This is a genomic window from Pantoea sp. ICBG 828, assembly GCF_002928355.1.
In the GTDB taxonomy this organism is placed as follows: Bacteria; Pseudomonadota; Gammaproteobacteria; order Enterobacterales; family Enterobacteriaceae; genus Pantoea; species Pantoea dispersa.
Genome location: NZ_POWN01000010.1, coordinates 112,286 through 135,315, shown reverse-complemented (window position 1 = coordinate 135,315; position 23,030 = coordinate 112,286). Strand labels below are relative to the sequence as shown.

Genomic DNA, 23,030 nt, shown 5'->3' with positions numbered 1-23,030 from the left:
GTGAATTAAACTTCGTAATGAATTACGTGTTCACTCAGCAAAGACTTGATATTTTTTAAAGCCCGTAGGCTTGTGATATCAATCCTGCGAGTGCCCACACAGATTGTCTGATAAATTGTTAAAGAGCAGTGCCGCGATTTCTCAAGCGGCGCGGGATGCGTATATTACGCTTTCCGCTTTCTCAGTCAAGCATTTATTTTTGCTTTTCTGAAGGTTGCCGTTAAGGGCCACCTCACTAACAGGGCGCTTCGTAAGCCGTTGTGCCGTGTCAGTGGAGGCGCATTATAGGGAGTTCTTTCGGGCTGACAAGGGCTAAATGCAAATTAATTTTCGAGTGCTGTTTTTTTCGGCGAAAGCCCGTCAAATCGCCAGTTTTTCCAGCAGCGGGAAGCCATAACGCTGCAAAACCGGTGATAATTGCACCACTTCGTCATCCATACGCGTACAAAATGCCACATTCTGTCCGCTGGAACGCGCCTGAGGCGCTTCGTGCTCTAACAACCAGGCGGTGCGCCGTGCAATGGCTGCGCCCGAATCCACCAGCCGGGTGCCGTCAGGCAACACCTGCTGCAGCTCTTCACGTAACAGCGGGAAATGGGTACAACCCAGCACCACGGTATCCGGCGGTTCTTTCATACGCAGCCACGGTTGTACTGCGCGACGCACATCGTCCAGCGACACCGTTTCTCCGTGCAGTTTGGCTTCCGCCAGTTCGACCAGTTCCGCCGAGCCCAGCATTTCGATTTTACATTCGCGCGCAAACTGCGCCACCAGCTCATGGGTGTAAGGCCGTTTCACCGTGCCACGCGTGGCCAGCAGGCCGACCACGCCGTTACGCGTCAGACGGGCCGCCGGTTTAATCGCAGGCACGACGCCGACAACCGGGAACTCAAAGCGCTGACGCAATGCTGGCAGCGATACAGTACTGGCGGAGTTACAGGCGATGACCACTAACGCCAGCGGCACGCGCTGCACGATAGCCTCCACCACCGCCACGACCCGCTCAACAATGTACTCTTCGCTTTTTTCACCGTAAGGGAAGCCGGCATTATCGAAGGCATAGAGATAGTGCAGGCCCGGCAGCAGTTGCCGGACCTCATCATAGACGGAGAGCCCACCGACGCCGGAGTCAAACACCAGCACGGTGGGGCGCAGATCAGAAGCTGTAGCTGGCGCTGAGATAGTACTCCGTTCCTGGAGTTTGATAGCCATACACTGTCTCGTAGTCTTTATCGAACAGGTTGGCAATTCTACCACGAACGGTGAGCTGTGATGTGACCGGATACGAAACTGCCAGATCCCATAAACTTACACCGCCCAGTTTGACGCGCTGCGGGGTAAAGGCGTGGTTGTAATCCGTATCATAGCGATCGCCGAGATAATGATAGGTCAGTGACCAGTCAAACTCATAAATCGTCCAGTCGAGCTGGTATTTCACCTGCTGCTTCGCACGGCGCACCAGCGGTTGATCGGTTTCAGCATCGCGCGCATCGACATAGTCGTAAGAAATCTGATGGCTAAGCGGACCGGTATCGAACGACGCCGTGGCTTCTACGCCCTTAATGCGCGCTTTATCGATGTTGTAATAGATATAGGTGGTGGGATCGCTATCAATCAGATTATCGATATCGTTACGATAACCGGATACGCGCCAGTTTAGCGGCCCGGTCAGGCCAGAGAAGCCCGCTTCCCACTGTTTACTCTCTTCCGGCTTCAGGTCGCTGTTGCCATATGAGCCATACAACTGGCCGAGACGCGGCGCTTTATATGCCGTCGCGTAATTGGCAAACACGCTATAGCCATCAACAAACGCCCACGACGCCCCGCCCTGCCAGGTGCCGTGCCAGCCAAACTGGCTGTTGTCGTCACCGCGTACCGCGCCTTCCAGCGTTACGCTGCCCAGCTGCTGCTGGGTGGTGGCATAAATGCCGGTGTTACGCAGCTCAGTACTGTCAGCCACGTAAGCGGTGCCGGGTTCCGTGGTCTGTTTCTGCCAGTCCACGCCCGCGCTTACGCTGCCCTGCGCCACCTGCAACGTATTGCCCCACTGCACATTGTACTGCTTGCTGTCATCCAGCGTGGTCGACGGGCCGTAGCGGCCTGTACGCGGATCATAGTTATAATCTTTGCTGCGGCTGTAGCTGGCGATCAGCTGCGTCGAATAAATGTCGTTGCTGTAACGCAGGCCGCTGTCCCAGGTCTGGCTGTAGAGCTGACGGGTGTCGTTTAATCCATTGATGTTGAAACTGTTATCGTAACTGTAGGTGCCGTCGTAGGCCGTACGGTTGTCAAAACCGTAGCCGCGGACAAAGCCGCTCAGCCCGTCACTGAACTGGTGCTCCAGCGCGCCATATAGCGTCTTGTTCATGAAGCCATCGCGATCTTTCTGCGCCGGATCGCCATACACATCCGGCAGGTTTGCCACCACATCATAGCCGCGCGTATAGGTGTAGTTGCCCGCCATTGTCAGCGTCGTGGCTGCGCCCAGCTGCTGCTGGGTAGAACCTTCATAGTTTTGATAGCCTTTCGAGCCCACGCCCGCGCTCAGCGTCGTGCCCGGCTTATCACGACCGGTGATGATGTTCACCACGCCGCCAATCGCATCGGAACCATACACCGCCGAGCGCGCACCGCGCACATATTCGATGCGCTGGACCAGAGAAAGCGGAATCTGGCTTAAATCAGACGATCCGGACACACCCGCCTGGTTTAGCCGGATACCGTCGATGAGTATAAGTACGTGGCTGGAGTTGGTGCCGCGCACAAACAGCGAGCTCAACTGGCCGAGGCCACCGTTCTGCGCGATGTCCACGCCAGGCAGGCGACGCATGACGTCCGTCAGGCTTTTAGCCTGCCAGCGATCGATATCGTCGCGGGTCACGACTGTCGTCGGCGCGAGAACGGAGGAAACCGGCTGCAAAAACCGGTTGGCGGTAACGATTTGCGTATCATCATTCTGCTGCGCGTAGCCAGATTGCGCCCAGAGCGACAACGCCGTTGCACTAAAGGCAAACAGCGAAGCGTGTGTTGTTTTCATTGTTATAGCATCCAAAAGACGAAGCAGGATGCCGCAGGTCCGGGATCGATAGCACGCGATGATCTCAGAAGTTGCGACGTCACACCGGCAGGTCTTCGGGCTGGGAATCATAAGTGGTGAAGACTTCCCATCCGCGAGGACAGTGTCTGCGATTGCGATCACCACGACATTCTTTTACCGCTGCGCGTCAGCTCCAGATTCACACTGGATTCCCTTTTAACTCAAGGAGGCCGGCAGCCGCAGTCTACGTTTAAGAAGGCCGGAAATCCAGACAGCCAGCCTTCCTGCACTGTCCGGGACTGGACATCAGCAGGTGAATGCCTACAATCGCCCGGCAGGCAGGCTTAACACCAGGATTGAAGATGACACCCGAACAGCTCCCGATTGAACAATACGACGCGCAACTGGCGGAAAAAGTCAGCCGCTTACAGGCGATGATGGCCCCCTACGCAGCGCCCGACGTGGAGGTGTTCCGCTCGCCGGTCAGCCACTACCGTATGCGCGCCGAATTCCGCATCTGGCACGACGGTGACGATCTTTATCACATCATCTTCGATCAAGAGACCAAACAGCGTATCCGCGTCGATCAGTTTCCGGCGGCCAGCCAGTTAATCAACACGCTGATGCCAAAGTTGATCGCCGCGATCCGCGATAATCGCGCGCTGCGTTTCAAACTGTTCCAGATCGATTATCTCTCCACCCTCAGCAACCAGATCGTGATTTCACTGCTGTATCACCGCAAGCTGGAAGCCGACTGGACCGAAGCCGCGACTGCGCTGCGCGATAGTCTGCGTGCAGAAGGGTTTGATGTGCAGCTGATTGGCCGTGCCACGAAAACCAAAATCTGCCTCGATCGCGATTACGTCGATGAGCGCCTGCCGGTAGCCGGCCAGGAGATGATCTATCGTCAGGTGGAGAACAGCTTCACCCAGCCGAATGCGGCGATGAATATTCAGATGCTGGAGTGGGCGCTGGACGTGACGCAAGATTCGCGCGGCGATCTGCTGGAGCTGTACTGTGGTAATGGCAACTTTTCGCTGGCGCTGGCGCGTAACTTCCGTCGCGTACTGGCGACGGAAATCGCCAAACCGTCGGTGGCTTCGGCGCAGTACAACATCGCGGCCAACCACATCGACAACGTGCAAATTATTCGTATGGCAGCCGAAGAGTTTACCCAGGCGATGAACGGCGTGCGCAGCTTTAACCGTCTGGAAGGCATCGATCTCAATAGCTATCAGTGCGAGACCATCTTTGTCGATCCGCCGCGCAGCGGGCTGGATGACGAGACGGTGAAGATGGTACAGGCCTATCCGCGTATTCTCTATATTTCCTGTAATCCGCAGACGCTGTGCGACAACCTCAGCGTACTGAGTGCCACGCATAACATCACGCGGCTGGCGCTGTTTGACCAGTTCCCTTACACCCACCATATGGAATGCGGTGTGTTACTGACGCAAAAAGCCTAAAAAAAACGGGAACCCTGCGGTTCCCGTGATTGTTTTCAGTGCTTGTTCTTGCTGCGGCGGAAGCGCATGGCGATCCAGAACACCAGCGCCACCATCAGAATGGTCGGGATGAAGTTAGACCCGATATCCGGATATTCGGCACGCACCAGCGCGCTGTACACCAGGATCCCCAGCAGAAAAAATGCCGCCGCCAGCGAAGGCATGCCGTCCGGCATATTGCGGTTGAGATAGCGCTGATGCAGACACCACGCGGCAAGGCCAAGGGCGATCAGCGGGAAAATCGAAAAGGGAACAAAGGTGCTGAACAGCACCGAAAAGGAGCCGTTGATAGCTAAACCGGTGATAAAAGCCAGTAACAGCGTTCCTTTATCGCGAGGGTTTTGCTCAATCATTTCATTATCCTTATCACATTACTCTTCGGGGGTTTCCAGGGTAACCGCCAGGCGCTCTTGCTCCCGGCGATACCAGTAATACGCGCCTTTGGCGATCATTCGCAGCTGCAGCACCAGACGCTCTTCCAGTTTGCGCCGCTGTTCGATATCCACATCCAGCGCTTCCGCGCCGGCACTGAACACAATCGTCACCATCGCTTCCGCCTGCGCTTCGGTAAAGCTGCGCGGCATGCGGTTTTCCAGCTCAAGGTAGTCGGCCAGTTCAGCAATAAAGTGCTGAATCTCCCGCGCCACCGCCGCACGGAAGGCCGCTGACGTGCCGGAGCGCTCGCGTAGTAAGAGACGAAAAGCGTTGGGATTGTTCCCGATGAACTCCATAAACGTGGCGACCGAGGTTTTAATGATGCTGCCGCCTTTGGCAATGCGCTGGCGCGCCTGGCGCATCAGCTGGCGCAGCATCAGGCCACTTTCATCGACCATCGTCAGGCCGAGCTCATCCACATCGCGAAAGTGACGGTAAAACGAGGTCGGTGCAATGCCGGCTTCGCGTGCCACTTCGCGTAAACTCAGGCTGGCAAAACTCCTTTCTGCACTTAACTGACTGAATGCCGCTTCAATCAGTGAACGTCGTGTACGTTCTTTTTGTTGCGCTCGAACGCCCATTTTCCCGGCCTTGTGAGTAATCAGGCAGGCACTATAACAAACTTTTCAGCGTACAGCGGCGCAAAGTTTGTGACCGCCTGTTAACCTCACTGATTGTCAAACTTTGCCAATTTACGCTGTTAGAATTCAGATGTGCGCGGCGAGATGTTAGAATCTCGTTGTAAAAATGTATAGAAACATAGGACGTACTGGTATGCAAAAGTCTTACGATTACGATGCCATTGTGATTGGCTCCGGTCCGGGCGGCGAAGGTGCGGCGATGGGGCTGGTGAAGCAGGGAGCGCGCATTGCAGTGATCGAACGCTACCACAACATCGGCGGCGGTTGTACTCACTGGGGAACCATCCCTTCCAAAGCTCTGCGTCACGCTGTCAGCCGTATCATCGAGTTCAATCAAAACCCTCTTTATAGCGATCACACCCGACTCCTGCGCTCCTCGTTCGCCGACATTCTGAATCACACTGAGAACGTCATCAGCCAGCAGACTGCCATGCGTCAGGGCTTTTACGAGCGTAACCGCTGTGAGCTTTATCAGGGCGACGCCCATTTTGTTGATGCCAACACCATCGAAGTGGAACAGCCAGACGGCACGCGCGAGCGCTTAACCGCAGAGAAGTTTGTCATCGCCTGTGGTTCCCGCCCGTATCACCCGGCGGACGTCGATTTTACCCATCCGCGCATTTACGACTCCGACTCCATCCTCAACCTGCATCATGAACCCGGCCACGTCATCATTTATGGTGCGGGCGTGATTGGCTGTGAATACGCGTCGATTTTCCGCGGTCTTAACGTCAAGGTTGACCTGATCAACACCCGCGATCGCCTGCTGGCGTTCCTCGATCAGGAGATGTCTGATTCGCTCTCTTATCACTTCTGGAACAGCGGCGTGGTGATTCGTCACAACGAAGAGTTTGAGAAGATTGAAGGTGTCAGCGATGGCGTCATCATGCACCTCAAGTCCGGCAAAAAGGTCAAAGCCGATTGCCTGCTGTACGCTAACGGCCGTACCGGTAATACCGATTCACTGGCGCTGGAAAACGTCGGGCTGGAAGCCGATGGCCGTGGACTGCTGAAAGTGAACAGTATGTATCAGACCGCACAGCCGCATATCTATGCGGTGGGCGACGTGATTGGCTACCCGAGCCTGGCCTCTGCCGCTTACGATCAGGGCCGCATTGCTGCGCAGGCGATAATCAAAGGGGAAGCCACCGCGCACCTGATTGAAGATATCCCGACCGGGATTTACACCATTCCGGAAATCAGCTCCGTCGGCAAAACCGAACAGCAGCTGACGGCGATGAAAGTGCCGTATGAAGTGGGCCGTGCACAGTTTAAGCATCTGGCGCGCGCGCAGATTGTCGGCATGCACGTCGGCAGCCTGAAGATCCTGTTCCACCGCGAAACCAAAGAGATTCTGGGTATTCACTGCTTTGGCGAGCGTGCGGCGGAGATCATTCACATCGGCCAGGCCATCATGGAGCAGAAGAACGGCGGTAACACGATTGAGTATTTCGTGAACACTACCTTCAACTACCCCACCATGGCCGAAGCCTACCGCGTGGCGGCGTTAAACGGCTTAAACCGCCTGTTTTAACGAACGGTCCAGGTAACCCTGCATGTGGGTTTTAATTGCTTCTGCCAGCTGCTCATAGCGGCTGCGCAGAGGCGATCCCGGACGATACACCAGCGCGATGGTGCGCTGCGGCACCGGTTTGTAACACGGCAGATAGCACACGCCATCACGCACGCGCTCATTCGGTACCGCCAGCGACGGCAGCAAAGTGATACCGCTGCCGGCTGCTACCATGTTGCGCAGCGTTTCCAGGCTGGTCGCGCGAAAATGGGTATCTTCATCAGCGCCGGCTTCGAAGCAGAAGCCCATCGCCTGATCGCGCAGACAGTGACCATCTTCCAGCATCAGCAGTTTCTCACCGGCCAGATCCGACATCGGCACGCGATCGCGATCGTGCCACGGGTGATCCTGGTAGATCGCCAGCTTCATCGGCTCATCAAACAGCGGCACTTCAATAAAAGCTTCGCTCTCTTTTACCAGCGCCAGAATCGCGCAGTCGAGCTTACCGCTGTCGAGCTGCGCCAGCAGCTGCTGCGTTTGCGCCTCGTGCAGATACATCTCGAGTTTCGGGAAGGTCTGATGCAGCATCGGAATAATATGCGGCAGCAGATAGGGACCGGTGGTCGGAATCAGACCAATGTGCAGCGGCCCGGACATGGTTTCGCCCTGCTGGCTGGCCATCTCCTTCAGTACCTTCACTTCACGCAGCACGGTTCGCGCCTGATCCACCAGCAGCAGTCCAGCCTGAGTAAACAGCACCTTACGGCTGGTCCGTTCCAGCAGCATCACACCCAGTTCATCTTCCAGCTTGCGAATCTGCCCGCTCAGGGTCGGCTGGCTGACATGACAGGCATCAGCGGCACGACGAAAGTGGCGATGTTCCGCCAGCGAAACCAGATATTCCAGATCACGAATGTTCATTGATAGCCTCCAAACCACGATAGCCCGTGGCGATAGATAGAATAGCAATGAACGATTAGCCCTATCAAGCGGTGAACAGGAATAATACCGGCCATCTGATTAAGACCACAGATTGTTAAAGCGGCTAACGCACACACGCAACAACAACAATCTGGAGCAGCACCTGCAACCTGCTCACGAAATCACTGAGTTGGCCGGGAGTGCCAGCCCTTTGATGATGTGCCTATAACTATATGTAATTCCGAAGCTAGAGGTTGGCGGGCTACTTAAAGCCCGCTTTTTTTTTGCCTCTGCATCACTGTGGCACATCACCCAGCAACTGCTGCAAATCCTGCTCCGTCAGCACCAGGGAGTGGCCAACGATACCGGACTGCGTCAGCTCCTGCTGCAGATCGTCATTATTCAGCACCAGCTCATACTGCTGCGTGTCCGGGTTAAGCTCCGCGTCCTGGAACAGGTTAACCGGCACGCTGGCCAGCAGGTCGTGCAGATGCAGGCCACTGAGTGCCTCCGGCCGGGCCACATCTCCCGTAATATCATCCGCGACGATCAGGCTGACCGGCGCACTGACATTCCCTGCGCCGCATGTCACCACGATCTGATGCTCGCCAGCGGCCAGCGCATGAGACGGCGTAAAGGTCCATTTGTGATCGCTATCGACCAGCGCGCTGCCGAGCGGCTCATCGTTATCAAACAGCTCAACCCGGCTGCCGGGCTGGCCTTTACCGGAAAAGGTCGGCTGGGTTTGCGTGGTGCTCTCTTCCGGCCAGATAAACTGCGTGCCGCTGTGCATCGCGGTTAGCGTGACCGGCACAAAACCGGCGTCTTCGACAATCAGCGTGAAAGGCGCGCTGGCGCTCTGCGGCATTGCCGCCACCTGTGCCACGAACTGATGACTCCCGCCCGCCAGCGCGGCAGGCAGCGTAAAACTGAAGTAGCCGGTCTGAGCATCGCTGAGCGTACTGCCCACTAACTCGCCGTGATGGTAACACTCAAGCGTGACGCCACGGCCGGCATAGCCGTTCAGCGCAGGGCGCGTATCGCGGGTGATTTCGCCATCGACAATAAAACCGCCGTCATTCACCGAGGCGGAATCGAAGGTGACAGGAACCTGGTTTTCAACGGCCGGCTCCAGAGGAAAGAAAGGGTAGCCAAAGCGTGAAGTGCTCATTTATGTTCTCCAAATTAACTGCGAGCACACTTTAAGAACTCTTCACGCCAGGCCGATCAAGAATTGTCTCTTTTTTGCGAAAGAAATTTCCTGGCGCGCATTACGCCAGGTTTAAGCGCTGCTTCGCTTCGCCGATCGCCAGCGCCACCTGCTGTGGTGCCACGCCGCCGCGCGCGTTACGCTTATCGAGACAAGACTGCAGCGACAGCACCGGATAAACATCTTCCCCGATCGCCGCACTAAACTGCTTAAACTGCGCCAGACTTAATGCTTCCAGCGCGACGCCTTGTTTGATCGCTTCCACCACGGTTTCGCCGACAATGTGGTGCGCTTCGCGGAACGGCACGCCTTTGGCTACCAGATAATCGGCCAGTTCGGTCGAGTTAGCGTAACCCTGCTCGGCGGCTTCCTGACAGCGCGGACGCTTCACCTGAATGCCATCCAGCACCAGCGCTGACATATGCAGGCAGTCAAGCCAGGTATCGAGCGCATCGAACAGCCCTTCTTTGTCTTCCTGCATATCTTTGTTATACGCCAGCGGCAGCCCTTTCAGCGTCATCATCATGCCGGTCAGTGCGCCCTGCACACGACCGCACTTGCCGCGGATCAGCTCCAGCGCGTCCGGATTTTTCTTCTGCGGCATCAGCGATGAGCCTGACGTCACTTTATCGGACAGCTCAATAAAGCCGGCTTCACCGGTGTTGAAGAAGATCATGTCTTCAGCGAAGCGCGACAGGTGCACCATGCCAATCGAGGCATCAGACAGCAGCTCCAGCACGTGATCGCGGTCTGACACGGTATCCAGGCTGTTACGCGTGGCAGAGGCGAAGCCGAGCCAGCCGGCCAGCTGCTCACGGTCGATCTCATAAGCAGTACCGGCCAGCGCACCGCAGCCCAGCGGGCTGACATCCAGCCGCTTCAGCGTATCCTGCAGACGGCTCTCGTCGCGCGCCAGCATCTCAACGTAGGCCAGACACCAGTGGGCAAACGTCACCGGCTGCGCCCGCTGCAGGTGGGTGTAGCCCGGCATCACGGCATCCTGATTGGCTTCAGCCGTGGCTACCAGCGCTGACTGCAGCTCGCGCGTGGCTTCCAGCAGCAGTGCCACCTGCGTTTTACACCACAGTTTGAGATCGGTCGCCACCTGGTCGTTACGGCTGCGCCCGGTGTGCAGCTTTTTGCCCAGCGCGCCGACTTTGTCGATCAGCTTGCCTTCCACCCAGCTGTGAATATCCTCGGCATCGCTCTGCAGAATCTGCTGCGGATTGGCGCGAACCTCTTCCAGCAGCGTATTCAGCGCGGCTTCCAGCTGCTGCTGCTCTTCACTGCTCAGCACGTTTACCGTGACCAGCGCTTTTGACCAGGCCACCGAACCGATGATGTCCTGCTCCGCCAGGCGGTAGTCAAACCGCAGTGAGTCGTTGAACTGTTTAAACCGTTGATCTGCCGCCTGCGAAAAACGTCCGCCCCAAAGTGCCATCTGTTTGCTCCTGAATCTGTTAAACAAAGGGCGGCCCGAAGCCGCCCCTGCAAAATATGTCGCCTGCCGCGGTGTTACTTCTTCTGCTCGTTCAGCGCGCGAATGCGTGAAGAGAGCGAGAACAGACGGATAAAGCCGCCCGCGTGACGGTGATCGTACACTTCGTCTTCGCCGAAGGTGGCAAACTCTTCTGAGTACAGGCTGTTCGCCGATTTTTTCTGGATCGCCGTGGCCTGGCCTTTATACAGCTGCAGTACCACTTCACCGTTCACCAGCTCTGCCAGCGATGCGGCAGCGGCCTGGATTGACTGACGCAGCGGTGCGAACCAGCGGCCGTCATACACCACGTAAGACATCTCCTGACCCAGCTGTTCACGCCATTTGAAGATGTCGCGATCCAGTACCAGCTGCTCTACCGCACGCAGCGCGTTGACCATGATGGTGCCGCCAGGCGTTTCATAGCAGCCGCGTGATTTGATGCCCACCAGACGGTTTTCCACGATATCAATCCGGCCCACGCCGTGTTTCGCACCCAGCACGTTGAGTTTTTCCAGGCACTGGAACGGGCTCAGCTTCTCGCCGTTTACCGCGACCACCCGGCCTTTCTCCACGCTAACGGTGACGTTTTCTGGCTGATCCGGCGCTTCCAGCGGATCGACGGTCCACACCCAGCAATCTTTGTTTGGCGCGTTCCACGGACTCTCCAGCACGCCACCTTCGGTCGAGATGTGCCAGGCGTTCTCATCACGGCTGTAGATTTTTTCCAGCGACGCGGTGGTCGGGATATTGCGCTCTTTCAGGTAATCCAGCAGCGCTTCACGCGAACGCAGGTTCCACTCACGCCATGGCGCCACCACTTTAAGCTGCGGTGCCAGCGCGGTATAGGTGGTTTCGAAACGCACCTGATCGTTGCCTTTACCGGTTGCGCCGTGGCACAGCGCGTCTGCGCCCACTTTCAGCGCCAGTTCAACCTGCGCTTTGGCGATGATAGGACGCGCCATTGAGGTGCCCAGCAGATAGGTGCCTTCGTACAGCGCACCGGTCTGCAGCACCGGGTAAACGTATTCGCTGATAAACTCTTCACGCAGATCGACCACGTGGCACTCAGACGCGCCCGACTGCAGCGCTTTCTTCTCTACGCCTTCCAGATCGGCCGGATCCTGACCAATGTTGGCCACGAACGCCACCACTTCACAACCACCGTAGTTCTCTTTCAGCCAGGGAATGATGGCCGAGGTATCCAGACCGCCCGAGTAAGCCAGAACGATTTTTTTGATGTTTTGCGTGCTCATGTCGTAATCCTTGATTATGCGAGAATCCGGGTGCCAATCGACACGCCGTTGAAAAGGGTTGGCAGCTGTTCAGCATGACGCCAGCTGGCAATATCCACCGGGCGGCCCAGCGTACGCGCCGCATCGAGCGCCGCATGCACTTTCACAATCATGCCATCGGTAATAATGCCCTGGGCGATCAGCTGCTCGGCTTTGGCTGCGGTCATCTCGGCGATGCGCTGACCTTTGCCGTCGAGAATACCGCTGACGTCCGACAGCAGCACCAGATCGGCACCGATGGTCGCCGCCAGCGCGGTCGCGGCCTGGTCGGCGTTGACGTTCATCAGTTCGCCGCCGTCGGTGATGCCAATCGAGCTGATCACCGGCATATAGCCTGCATCCAGCAGCGTATTGATCAGCTGCGGATTGCCCGGCGTGGCGTTGCCGACATGCCCCAGTTCCTCATCGAACTGTGCCACGTTCACCAGGCCGGCATCGCCGAGGCATAAACCCACTGCGCCAATGCCGTACTTCTTCGCCCATGCCAGCAGCGTTTTGTTGGCGGTGCCGGCCAGCGCACCGGTAATAATGTCGATCTGATCGGCTGGCGTCACGCGCAAACCGTTCTTCTTTTTCACCGGCAGCGCCAGTTTCTTCATCAGCTCGTCCACCAGGCAGCCGCCGCCGTGGACAATGATCAGCGGACGCTGGTGCTGCGTGCGGTACGCCAGCAGGGCATCAAACAGACGCGCCAGCGCTTCTTCGCTATCCAGCAGTACACCGCCCAGCTTAATGATCAGAGGATTGCTCATGGTCAGGTTATCCGTCCGTTAAATCAGAGACAGCGTTTCGGGGAAGCCGAAACGAATATTGAGACACTGCACCGCCTGTGAGGAGGCGCCTTTCAGCAGGTTGTCTTCCGCTGCGACAACAATCAGGTGCTCGCCCTGCACGGCAAAGCCGATATCGCAGAACGGCAGGCCAACCACCCCTTTCAGCGCCGGTACGCCTTTGTCGTACAGCCGCACCAGCGGTTTGTCGTGGTAAGCGCTGTGGAACGCCGCCGCCACATCCTGCTGGCTCACGCCGGCGTTCAGACGACAGGTGATGGTTTCCAGAATGCCGCGCGGGAAATTACCGAGATGCGGCGTGAAGATCACCGGCGTGCCGAGATGGGCCACAATCTCCGGATGGTGACGGTGATTGAAAAGGCCGTACGGCTGCAGGCTGACTTCACAGAAGCTGGTGGTGACGCTGGCTTTACGCCCGGCACCGCTGACGCCACTGGTGGCATTGATGACCGGCCACTGAGCCGGATTAAGCAGGCCAGCCTTAATCAGCGGCTTAAGCGCCAGCTGCGCGGCGGTCGGATAGCAACCCGGCACCGCCACCAGCTGCGCGTCTTTAATCTGCTCGTGGTTCCATTCGGCCAGGCCGTAAACGGCTTTGTCGAGCCACGCCTGGTGCTGATGGCTGAAACCGTAATACTGTTGATAAAAGCCGTCGTCGTTAACGCGGAACGCACCTGAGAGGTCGAACACCACGCAGCCGGCTTTCAGGAATTCCGGGGCCAGATCGTGGCTGACTTCGTGTGCGGTGGCGAGGAACACCACATCGACCTTGCCGGCCCACTCTGCGGCATCACCCAGCGGCTGCAATGGCAAATCGACCCTGCCTTTCAGCTGCGGATGGAGATCGGAGAGTAACTTTCCGGCATCCGGGCTTTGCGCTGAAACCGCCAAAGCGGTTATGTTCATATGCGGGTGGCGATTCAGGTAGGTGGCAAGCTCTACGCCAGCATAACCACTGGCACCAACGATCAGCGTATTCAACATCAGGCTGTATACCTTATTACAGTCACACGTATCGGGTCGCGGCATTGCCCCGTTGCCCACGATGCCGTTTGCAGCTTTTTTCAGTTCACATGCAGACGACGTTAATGTATTTTTATTCACTATTAATGCATTAATATTGATACATCCTAACCCAGGGACCGTCAACAGTGAAGACAAAAATTCCACCTTTTATCGAACTCTACCGCCAGCTGATTGCAACACCGTCGATCAGCGCCACCGACAGCGCGCTGGATCAGAGCAATGAAACTTTAATCAATTTGCTGGCGGGCTGGTTCCGCGATCTCGGCTTCAGCGTGGAAGTCCAGCCGGTGCCGGGTACACGCCACAAATTCAACCTGCTGGCGCGCAGCGGCAGCGGCGCAGGTGGCCTGCTGCTGGCGGGCCATACCGACACCGTGCCGTACGACGACGGCCGCTGGACGCGCGATCCCTTCACCCTGACCGAACACGACAACAAGCTGTACGGCTTAGGCACCGCCGACATGAAAGGCTTCTTTGCCTTTATTCTTGATGCGCTGCGTGACGTTGACGTGACGAAGCTCAGCAAACCGCTGTACATCCTTGCCACCGCCGATGAAGAGACCACGATGGCCGGCGCGAAATACTTCTCTGAATCGACCCAGCTGCGGCCGGACTGCGCCATCATCGGCGAACCGACGTCGCTGAAACCGGTGCGCGCCCACAAAGGCCACCTGTCGCACGCCATCCGCATTCAGGGTCAGTCCGGTCATTCCAGCGATCCGGCGCGCGGCGTGAACGCTATCGAGCTGATGCATGAATCCATTACTCAGCTGATGCAGCTGCGTAATACGCTGAAAGAGCGCTATCACCACGACGGCTTCGCCATTCCGTATCCGACCATGAACTTTGGCCATATCCACGGCGGCGACGCGGCGAACCGCATCTGCGCCTGCTGCGAGCTGCATATGGATATCCGTCCGCTGCCGGGACTGACGCTGAGCGATCTCGACGGTTTACTCAATGAAGCGCTGGCGCCGGTGAGCGCGCGCTGGCCGGGCCGTCTGACTGTCGGTGAGCTGCATCCGCCGATTCCCGGCTACGAATGCCCGGCCGACCATGAACTGGTCAAAGTGGTGGAGAAGCTACTGGGCGTGCCGACAGAAGTGGTGAATTACTGCACCGAAGCGCCGTTTATCCAGCAGTTGTGCCCGACGCTGGTGTTAGGGCCTGGATCCATCAATCAGGCGCATCAGCCAGACGAGTTTATTGATACCGCATTTATTAAGCCGACTCATGCGCTTATCACTCAGGTTGTGCAGCATTTTTGCCATTGATGATTAAAAGATGGGGCATTTCACTGCGAAATCAGCAAATTGCCCCGTCATTATCCGGGATTTGATAATAAGAATAACTTATCCCACCTCCTGTCAATTAAATTCGATGAATTTCCGATAGTTAGCAGCACGATACCGGCAATTTAAGTCAATTGACGAACAGGAAGAACCGTGGCTAGATAAAAGACGATGTTATGCCCGTTGGGTATAGAGGTTTTATATTTAAGACGATAAGGGTGTCAGGGTCACATGAACGAACAATATTCCGCAATGCGAAGTAATGTCAGTATGCTCGGCAAACTGCTCGGGGATACGATAAAGGATGCACTGGGAGAGAACATCCTCGATCGGGTGGAGACCATCCGCAAGCTCTCTAAGTCATCCCGTGCAGGAAATGACACTCATCGTAAGGAACTGCTCTCCACGCTGCAAAACCTGTCTAACGACGAGCTGCTGCCGGTGGCACGCGCGTTCAGCCAGTTCCTTAACCTCACCAACGTGGCAGAACAGTATCAAACCATTTCGCGCAGCGGCGACGGTGCTAACCATCCGGAGCTGCTGAAAAAGACCTTCGAGCGCCTGAAGCAGCAGAGCGATCTCAGCGAGCCGGCCATCCGCCAGGCGATTGAGGAGCTGTCGCTGGAGCTGGTGCTCACCGCCCACCCGACCGAAATTACCCGCCGCACGCTGATCCACAAGCTGGGCGAAGTGAACAGCTGTCTGCAGCAGCTCGACCACAGTGACATCACCGACTACGAACGCAACCAGGTTATGCGCCGTCTGCGTCAGCTGGTAGCGCAGGCATGGCACACCGATGAGATCCGTAAATATCGCCCGACGCCGGTAGATGAAGCCAAATGGGGCTTCGCGGTGGTGGAGAACAGCCTGTGGGAAGGCGTGCCAGCGTTTCTGCGCGAGCTGAACCAGCAGGTGGAAGAGAGCTTCGGCATCCAGCTGCCGGTGGATTTTGTGCCAATCAAATTTACCTCGTGGATGGGCGGCGACCGTGACGGTAACCCGAACGTCACCGCACCGATTACCCGCCACGTAATGCAGCTAAGCCGCTGGAAAGCCGCCGACCTGTTCCTGCGCGACATCGGCGTGCTGGTGTCCGAGCTGTCAATGTCCGAGTGCAGCGACGAAGTGCGCGAACTGTGTGGCGATGCGGAGGCGCTGGAGCCATATCGTGTGATTCTGAAGCGTATCCGCAGCCAGCTAATGAGCACCCAGAGCTACCTGGAGCGCCGCCTGAAGGGCGAGCGCCTGCCGCGTCCGGCCGATCTGCTGGTCTCTAACGATCAACTGTGGCAGCCGCTGTTTGCTATTTACCAGTCGCTGCAGCAGTGCGGCATGGGCATCATCGCCAACGGCCAGCTGCTGGATACGCTGCGTCGCGTGAAGTGCTTCGGCGTGCCGCTGGTGCGTATCGATATCCGTCAGGAGAGCACCCGCCACACCGAAGCGATTGCCGAAGTGACGCGCTATCTCGGACTGGGCGACTACGAAAGCTGGTCGGAAGCCGATAAGCAGGCGTTCCTGATCCGTGAACTGAATTCCAAGCGGCCGCTGCTGCCGCGGCAGTGGGAGCCCAGCGACAACACGCGTGAAGTGCTGGATACCTGCAAAGTGGCGGCAGAAGCGCCGCAGGGCTCGATTGCCGCCTATGTGATTTCGATGGCCAAAACGCCGTCTGACGTGCTGGCGGTGCATCTGCTGCTGAAAGAGGCCGGTATCCCTTACGCAATGCCGGTGGCACCGCTGTTTGAAACCCTCGACGACCTCAACAACGCCAATGACGTGATGAGCCAGCTGCTGAATATCGACTGGTATCGCGGCTTCATCAACGGCAAACAGATGGTGATGATTGGCTATTCCGACTCGGCAAAAGATGCCGGCGTGATGGCAGCCAGCTGGGCGCAGTATCAGGCCCAGGATGCACTGATTAAAACCTGCGATAAAGCCGGCATTACCCTGACGCTGTTCCACGGACGCGGCGGTTCGATTGGCCGCGGTGGCGCACCGGCGCATGCAGCCCTGCTGTCACAGCCGCCAGGCAGCCTGAAAGGCGGCCTGCGCGTGACCGAACAGGGCGAAATGATTCGCTTCAAATATGGCCTGCCGGAAGTCACCATCGCCAGCCTGTCGCTTTACACCGGGGCGATTCTGGAAGCCAACCTGCTGCCACCGCCAGAGCCAAAACGCGAATGGCAGGAGATCATGAACGGTCTGTCGGCCTATTCGTGCGCCATGTACCGCGGCTATGTGCGTGAAAATCCGGATTTCGTTCCCTACTTCCGCTCGGCGACGCCAGAGCAGGAGCTGGGTAAACTGCCGCTCGGGTCGCGCCCGGCGAAACGGCGTCCGACCGGCGGCGTAGAGTCGCTGCGCGCCATTCCGTGGATCTTCGCCTGGACGCAGAACCGCCTGATGCTGCCCGCGTGGCTGGGTGCCGGCGCGGCGCTGCAGAAAGCGATGGACGAAGGCCATCAGGATCAGCTGGAAACCATGTGCAGCGAATGGCCGTTCTTCGCCACGCGCCTCGGCATGCTGGAGATGGTGTTCTCGAAGGCTGACCTGTGGCTGGCGGAGTATTACGATCAGCGTCTGGTGGATAAATCGCTGTGGCCGCTCGGCAAACAGCTGCGCGATCAGCTTGATGCCGACATCAAAGCGGTGCTGACCATCGCGAACGATGCGCATCTGATGGCGGACCAGCCGTGGATCGCCGAATCCATCGCGCTGCGTAACGTCTATACCGATCCGCTCAACGTGCTGCAGGCGGAACTGCTGCAGCGTGCGCGTGCGCAGGAAGAGCGCGGCGATGAACCTGATGCGCGCGTAGAACAGGCGCTGATGGTCACTATCGCTGGCGTCGCGGCCGGCATGCGTAACACCGGCTAACGGCTGGCGGCGCATCACGCCTCGCACAGCAAAAAGGGGGCCCTGAGGCCCCCTTCTCTTTTTTATCCTTTCACGCTTATGCCGCCAGCGTCGGGCGAACACCCAGCGTGTGGCAGATAGCGTAGCTCATCTCGGCGCGGTTCAGCGTGTAGAAATGAAAGTCCTTCACCCCTTCGCGCGACAGGATTTTCACCATGTCCATGGCGATGTTGGCACCGACCATTTTGCGCGTCTCCGCATCATCATCCAGCCCGTCAAACATGGCGTTCATCCAGCCCGGTACGCGCACGTTGGTCATGGTGGCGAAACGCTGCAGCTGTTTAAAGTTGGAGACCGGCAGAATGCCCGGCACGATCTCCACGTCGATACCGGTAGCCACGCAGCGATCGCGAAAACGCAGATAGCTCTCCACGTCGAAGAAAAACTGGGTGATCGCGCGACTGGCGCCGGCATCAATTTTTCGCTTCAGGTTGATCAGATCCGCCTGCGCACTCTTCGCTTCCGGATGCACTTCGGGATAGGCCGCTACCGAGATGTCGAAATCACCGACCTCTTTCAGCAGCGACACCAGATCGCTGCCGTACATGTCCGGTTTGCCGCCGCCCGGTGGTAAATCGCCGCGCAGCGCCACGATATGGCGAATGCCGTTATTCCAGTAGTCACGCGCAATGGCGCGCAGTTCATCGCGCGTCGCATCGATACAGGTGAGGTGCGGTGCCGCTTCCAGTCCGGTGCGCTCTTTAATGCCTTTGATGATGCTGTGAGTGCGGTCGCGCTCGCCGGAGTTGGCTCCGTAAGTTACCGAGACGAATTTGGGTTTCAGGCTGCTCAGGCGGTCGATGGAGTTCCACAGGGTTGCTTCCATTTCGCTGGTGCGGGGCGGGAAAAACTCAAAAGAGACATTAATTTGCCCGTTCAGCTCAGCCAGGCTCTGGTTCAGCGCTTCGCGCTGATTGGCATGAAAGAAACTCATCCTGTTACCTCATCATCACATATCGATTAATTTGCGAACCGCGAACATCCATACGTTTAGACGTCCAGATGCACAAAATGAACGATCTTCAGCTTAGCGTCAACATAAAATTGCTTGCCGGGCGTGACAAATATTCAACCAAAGTGAAAGGGATTCACCTGACGGGGAAGCAGAAGGAAAAACGCAGACAGCGGACGCCGTCTGCGCAGCAGGTTTACAGCAGTTGGGCGAGACGATTGATATCAGACTGTAGCGCACCGGCGGTGACATCCCGGCCGGCACCCGGCCCGCGGATCACCAGCGGATTGTCGCGATACCAGCGGCTTTCGATGGCAAACACGTTATCGCACGGCAGCAGCGCCGCCAGCGGATGCTCCGGACGCACCGCTTCCACGCCGACGCGCGCTTTACCGTTGGCATCGAAACGCGCCACGTAGCGCAGCACCAGCCCCATCTCCTGTGCGGCTTCGAAGCGCTGCAGCATCTGCTCGTTCAGCTCGTCGGCGTTTTCGAAGAAGTGGTCGATGGATTCGCCTTCGCACTGTGACGGCACCAGCGATTCAACCCGCACCTGATCCGGTTCGATGTCATAACCGGCTTCGCGCGCCAGAATCACCAGTTTGCGCATCACGTCCTGACCGGAGAGATCGACGCGCGGGTCGGGCTCGGTTAAGCCCTGCTGCCACGCCTGATCGACCAGCTCGCTGAACGGCACCGTGCCGTCAAACTGCAGGAACAGCCACGACAGCGTGCCGGAGAAGATACCGCTAATCGCCAGAATGCTGTCGCCGCTTTCGCGCAGGTCGCGCACCGTATGATTGACCGGCAGTCCGGCACCCACGGTCGCGTTATACAGCCAGTGGCGGCCGGTTTTGGCGAAGGCATCGCGTACCTGGCGCCAGCTCTGGCCGCTGGCAGCGCCGGCCACTTTGTTGGCGCTGATGACGTGGAAGCCGTGGCTGGCAAAATCGTGATACTGCTGCGCCAGCGAATCACTGGCGGTGACGTCCAGCACCACCAGATCGTCAAACGGGTGCGCGCGCATCCACAGGAACAGCGACTCTTCGTCGCGCGCTTCGGCTTCATCATCAAAGAAGGCCAGCGCCCGGCTGGCGTCGAGACCGTCATAGCTCAGCAGGCTGCGGCTACTGTCCGCCACGCCCGCCAGCACAAACTCGAACCCGGTACGCGCCGACAGCGTCTCCTGCTCGCGCGCGAACAGCTCCAGCCAGCGTGAGCCGATATTGCCTTTGCCGAACAGAATCAGGCCGATGCGCTTCTCGGCGCGGAACAGCGACTGGTGCAGTCCCTGAATCAGGTGCTGGGTCGGTCCGACGCGCAGCACCGCTACCAGGCTGATGTGATCTTCTGACTGCCAGACGAATTCGACCGGCTGGTCTTTGATCTGCTGCCAGAAGCGATGGCTGTGCAGCGGATTACGCGTTACGCCAGCACCGACCAGCGCCACCAGCGCCAGACCGTCGCGCAGCTGCAGATGACCGGGCAGCGCCGCGTCCTGCAGTAGGTTAAAGGCGCTGTTGACCACTTCCGAGGTGTAACACAGCTGCAGCAGGCGACGATCCGGATGGATACCTATCGCCAGCGGACGCAGCTGCGCGCGCTTCAGCAGCAGATCGATCTCTTTCTGCTGGGTGGCAAAATCGTGGCTATCGGGAATCTGAATCTCAACCAGGCAGACATCGTCGTGGCTGGTGACAATGCGCGCGCCGGTGCCGGACGCCAGCACGCGCTCAATGCGCGTTGAGCCCTGCTCCGGCTGATAGCTGCAGCGCAGCTGTAAATCGATGTCGCTGTTGGAGACCGGCTGCAGCGTACGCGTGTGCAGCACCGGCGCCGCCAGTCGGGCCAGCTCGCTGGCCTCATCCAGCCGCAGCAACGGCAGCAGGCAGGCATCGGAGACCTTGCGCGGGTCCGCGCTGTAAACGCCAGCGACGTCGCTCCAGATGGTGACGCGGTTCACGCCCGCCAGCGCGCCAATCTGCGTTGCCGAGTAGTCAGAGCCGTTACGGCCGAGCAGCACGGTTTCACCCGCTTCGCTGCGGCTGATAAAACCCGTCACCACCAGACGCTTATGCGGATGCTGCGCCAGCAGCGCCTGCAGCAGCGGCCAGGATTTGCCTTCATCTACCTGCGGCTGCGCCGCACGTTCGGCACGCAGGAAGTCGCGCGCATCCAGCCACGCCGCTTCGATATCGCGCTGGCTGAGCACCGCCGCCATCAGGCGCGCCGACCAGATTTCGCCGTGGCCAACCACTTCGGCGTACACCGCATCGGTGATGGCGCCGTCGAGCAGCGCCGCCAGGCGTTCAAGATCGCGGATGAAGGCTGCGGTCAGGGTTTCTGCATATTCAGCAGGCAGCAGTGCAGCGATCAGTTCGCTGTGAAAACGGCGTAACGCCTGTTGCACCTGATGGGCCGATAAGCGATCGCTCTGGCTCAGCTTGAGCCAGCTGATCAGCTGGTTAGTGGTGCTGCCTGCGGCAGAGACCACCATTAAGTCGCCCGGCTGGCTGTAATCGGCCATGATACCGGCGACGCGCTGATAACAGCGCGCGTCGGCCAGGCTACTGCCACCAAATTTATGCAACTGCTTGATCGGCGTTCCCGCGCCTGCTGAAATCGTCATGGTTACCCCTCGGCTGCGATCCTGAATGCATTATCCAGGTCGGCGATTAAATCTTCGTGATCTTCAATTCCGACAGAAATACGCAGCAGCGAGTCGGAAATGCCCGCTGCGGCACGCGCGTCCGCCGACATGCCGGCGTGCGTCATGGTGGCGGTGTGCGAAATCAGACTTTCCACGCCGCCCAGCGACTCCGCCAGCGTAAACAGCTGCAGCGCCTTCAGGAAGCGGCGCAGCCGCGCCTCATCGGCGTCGAGTTCAAAACTGAGCATGGCGCCAAAACCGCGCTGCTGACGCGCGGCAAACTGGTGGCCGGCGTTCTCTGGCAGAGACGGATGATACAGCTTTTTCACCAGCGGTTGTTGCTTCAGGTAATCAACAATCGCCAGGGCGTTACGCTGCGCCGCCGCCATGCGCGGTGCCAGCGTGCGCAGGCCGCGCAGCAGCAGATAGCTGTCAAACGCCGCGCCGGTGACGCCAATGTTATTCGCCCACCAGGCGAGTTCCGTGACCAGCGCCGGATCTTTAGCGATGACCGCACCGGCCACCACGTCCGAGTGACCATTGAGATATTTGGTGCAGGAGTGGATCACCAGATCGGCACCCAGCGCCAGCGGGTTCTGCAGCGCCGGGCTGAGGAAGGTGTTGTCCACGACGCTCACCGCACCGGCAGCACGCGCGGCGGCGCAGATGGCCGCAATGTCCACCACGCGCAGCAGCGGATTGCTCGGGCTTTCGACCAGCACCAGCTTTGGTTTTTCCGCCAGCGCCGCCGCCAGTGCCGCTTCATCGCCCTGATCGACAAACTTCACGCGGTAAGCGCCGCGCTTGCTCAGGCTGTCAAACAGACGATAGCTGCCGCCGTAGCAGTCGTGCGGCGCCACCAGCAGATCGCCTGGCTTCAGGAACACCGTCGTCACCAGATGAATCGCCGACATCCCGGTGTTGGTCAGCACCGCGCCCGCGCCGCCTTCCAGCTCAGCCAGCGCGCGCTGGACCACATCGCGCGTCGGGTTACCACGGCGTGAATAGTCATGCGCTCGCGGCTCGTTGAAATCGAGGAAGTTATAGGTGCTGGAGAGGTGAATCGGTGGGACAACGCAGCCATATTGCTCGTCATCATTCAAACCGCTGCGTACTGCGATGGTTGCCTGTTTACGCGTCATGGTGCTTACTGTTCCTGAAGTGTAATAAAAAAGTGGCAACAGAATAACATTCCGCAACTGGACGTCAATACATCTGGACATCTAAATGTCTTTGCGTATAGATTGAGCAAAGCCGCAATACCCGCTAAAATTACGCGTCATCGCCTGGTGTTCAGCGCGCTTTCCTGTGAAACGCGATGTGTAAGCATAAAACCGGCAGTTTAAGCGGTCAGGCATCGAAA

At 58.2% G+C, this 23,030-nt stretch carries 17 protein-coding genes and 1 riboswitch; of the genes, 4 read left to right on the top strand and 13 right to left on the bottom strand.

Annotated features, from left to right (window positions below; all coding sequences use genetic code 11):
* Window positions 1–360 precede the first annotated feature (360 nt).
* Window positions 361–1,212, bottom strand: coding sequence for a glutamate racemase (gene murI, locus C1Y43_RS20795; RefSeq protein ID WP_040679621.1), 852 nt, complete (start codon window positions 1,210–1,212; stop codon window positions 361–363).
* A complete protein-coding gene (gene btuB, locus C1Y43_RS20790; protein ID WP_104189563.1) occupies window positions 1,157–3,037 on the bottom strand; it encodes a TonB-dependent vitamin B12 receptor BtuB in 1,881 nt (626 codons plus the stop codon). The genes murI and btuB overlap by 56 nt, the downstream gene beginning before the upstream one ends.
* Before the next feature lie 68 nt (window positions 3,038–3,105).
* Window positions 3,106–3,287, bottom strand: a riboswitch (cobalamin riboswitch).
* Between the two features lie 112 nt (window positions 3,288–3,399).
* Here btuB and trmA point away from each other — a divergent pair.
* Window positions 3,400–4,503 carry a tRNA (uridine(54)-C5)-methyltransferase TrmA gene (gene trmA / locus C1Y43_RS20785; RefSeq protein WP_104189561.1) on the top strand — a complete coding sequence of 368 codons (1,104 nt, stop codon included), beginning with the start codon at window positions 3,400–3,402 and terminating at the stop codon, window positions 4,501–4,503.
* A gap of 35 nt (window positions 4,504–4,538) precedes the next feature.
* Here the strand turns inward: trmA and C1Y43_RS20780 are convergent, their stop codons facing one another.
* Window positions 4,539–4,895: a YijD family membrane protein gene (locus tag C1Y43_RS20780; protein WP_021506823.1), complete on the bottom strand. Its 357-nt coding sequence runs from the start codon at window positions 4,893–4,895 to the stop codon at window positions 4,539–4,541.
* 18 nt (window positions 4,896–4,913) lie between these two features.
* Window positions 4,914–5,558, bottom strand: a complete 645-nt coding sequence (gene fabR, locus C1Y43_RS20775; protein ID WP_031279587.1) for an HTH-type transcriptional repressor FabR — start codon at window positions 5,556–5,558, stop codon at window positions 4,914–4,916.
* 193 nt (window positions 5,559–5,751) lie between these two features.
* On the opposite strand from fabR, the gene sthA reads away from it, so the two are divergent.
* On the top strand, window positions 5,752–7,152 hold the full coding sequence (sthA, locus tag C1Y43_RS20770) for a Si-specific NAD(P)(+) transhydrogenase (protein WP_021506825.1): 1,401 nt from the start codon (window positions 5,752–5,754) through the stop codon (window positions 7,150–7,152).
* Here the strand turns inward: sthA and oxyR are convergent.
* The 6 genes from oxyR to argC all read right to left on the bottom strand — a co-directional run bounded on the left by oxyR (window position 7,135) and on the right by argC (window position 13,809).
* Entirely contained in the window at window positions 7,135–8,052 is a 918-nt protein-coding gene (oxyR, locus tag C1Y43_RS20765; RefSeq protein WP_021506826.1) for a DNA-binding transcriptional regulator OxyR, read from the bottom strand. The genes sthA and oxyR overlap by 18 nt on opposite strands.
* A 295-nt stretch (window positions 8,053–8,347) precedes the next feature.
* Complete coding sequence (locus C1Y43_RS20760; RefSeq protein WP_104189559.1) at window positions 8,348–9,223, bottom strand: Ig-like domain-containing protein; 876 nt, start codon at window positions 9,221–9,223, stop codon at window positions 8,348–8,350.
* A gap of 100 nt (window positions 9,224–9,323) precedes the next feature.
* Window positions 9,324–10,703: an argininosuccinate lyase gene (gene argH, locus C1Y43_RS20755; protein ID WP_104189557.1), complete on the bottom strand. Its 1,380-nt coding sequence runs from the start codon at window positions 10,701–10,703 to the stop codon at window positions 9,324–9,326.
* Between the two features lie 74 nt (window positions 10,704–10,777).
* Window positions 10,778–11,995: an argininosuccinate synthase gene (locus C1Y43_RS20750; protein WP_104189555.1), complete on the bottom strand. Its 1,218-nt coding sequence runs from the start codon at window positions 11,993–11,995 to the stop codon at window positions 10,778–10,780.
* Window positions 11,996–12,009: 14 nt separating this feature from the next.
* Window positions 12,010–12,786 (bottom strand): acetylglutamate kinase, encoded by a 777-nt coding sequence (gene argB, locus C1Y43_RS20745; protein WP_104189554.1) that lies wholly within the window; start codon window positions 12,784–12,786, stop codon window positions 12,010–12,012.
* Window positions 12,787–12,804: 18 nt separating this feature from the next.
* Window positions 12,805–13,809, bottom strand: a complete 1,005-nt coding sequence (gene argC, locus C1Y43_RS20740; protein ID WP_058781919.1) for an N-acetyl-gamma-glutamyl-phosphate reductase — start codon at window positions 13,807–13,809, stop codon at window positions 12,805–12,807.
* 167 nt (window positions 13,810–13,976) lie between these two features.
* On the opposite strand from argC, the gene argE reads away from it, so the two are divergent.
* Both argE and ppc read left to right on the top strand, forming a co-directional pair.
* Window positions 13,977–15,125, top strand: a complete 1,149-nt coding sequence (gene argE / locus C1Y43_RS20735) for an acetylornithine deacetylase (protein WP_021506832.1) — start codon at window positions 13,977–13,979, stop codon at window positions 15,123–15,125.
* A gap of 249 nt (window positions 15,126–15,374) precedes the next feature.
* A complete protein-coding gene (ppc, locus tag C1Y43_RS20730) occupies window positions 15,375–18,026 on the top strand; it encodes a phosphoenolpyruvate carboxylase (RefSeq protein WP_031279588.1) in 2,652 nt (883 codons plus the stop codon).
* A gap of 76 nt (window positions 18,027–18,102) precedes the next feature.
* Here ppc and metF read toward each other — a convergent pair whose 3' ends face one another.
* The 3 genes from metF to metB all read right to left on the bottom strand — a co-directional run bounded on the left by metF (window position 18,103) and on the right by metB (window position 22,809).
* On the bottom strand, window positions 18,103–18,999 hold the full coding sequence (gene metF, locus C1Y43_RS20725; protein ID WP_021506834.1) for a methylenetetrahydrofolate reductase: 897 nt from the start codon (window positions 18,997–18,999) through the stop codon (window positions 18,103–18,105).
* 214 nt (window positions 19,000–19,213) lie between these two features.
* Window positions 19,214–21,646, bottom strand: a complete 2,433-nt coding sequence (locus C1Y43_RS20720) for a bifunctional aspartate kinase/homoserine dehydrogenase II (RefSeq protein WP_104189552.1) — start codon at window positions 21,644–21,646, stop codon at window positions 19,214–19,216.
* A gap of 2 nt (window positions 21,647–21,648) precedes the next feature.
* Window positions 21,649–22,809 carry a cystathionine gamma-synthase gene (gene metB / locus C1Y43_RS20715; protein WP_021506836.1) on the bottom strand — a complete coding sequence of 387 codons (1,161 nt, stop codon included), beginning with the start codon at window positions 22,807–22,809 and terminating at the stop codon, window positions 21,649–21,651.
* Between the last annotated feature and the right edge of the window lie 221 nt (window positions 22,810–23,030).